Source organism: Cupriavidus sp. 05T41 (genome assembly GCF_056396525.1).
This window is the reverse complement of the sequence record NZ_JBFTLQ010000219.1, coordinates 1-407: the sequence shown is the minus strand read 5'-3', so window position 1 is coordinate 407 and position 407 is coordinate 1. Positions and strand designations below refer to the sequence as shown.

Sequence of the window (407 nt, the reverse complement as noted above, 5' to 3'; positions counted from 1 at the left end):
GGCCGGGCCGGCAGGGCGGCGGCAACATCAGCGATAGATGTTGTTCTGGGCGTTCTGCGTCGAGTTGACATGCGACTTGATGTCATCCGCGAAGGCCGTGTTGTTGCCGTTMATGTTGACCACGTTCTGGGTCTGGCCAATCAGTTGCGAGKCATTGAAGGTCGAGTCGAGCTTGACCGAGCTGAACACGGGCATGAAGGGCACGAAGCCGCCGCGCACGGCGCGCATGGCGCCRGCGTCGAGTTCTTCGGTGACGGACAGGTCCTTGATGGCGAGGGTGGTAGTCATGGCAGTTCTMCTGGAAGGCGGTTGGCCAGCTGGCCGGGTATCGATTGGGACTTCGGTTCGTTTGCTGTCGAGCATCTTTGCTTCGCTCGGGAGGTACAAACGCATGGAGTGTGCCAAGG

The 407-nt window shown here is 60.5% G+C and carries 1 protein-coding gene; it reads right to left on the bottom strand.

Translation table 11 applies throughout. The features are described 5' to 3' along the window. Positions 1-27: 27 nt before the first annotated feature. Positions 28-288, bottom strand: coding sequence for a hypothetical protein (locus tag AC1DKV_RS40565; RefSeq protein WP_477139781.1), 261 nt, complete (start codon positions 286-288; stop codon positions 28-30). Positions 289-407 lie beyond the last annotated feature (119 nt).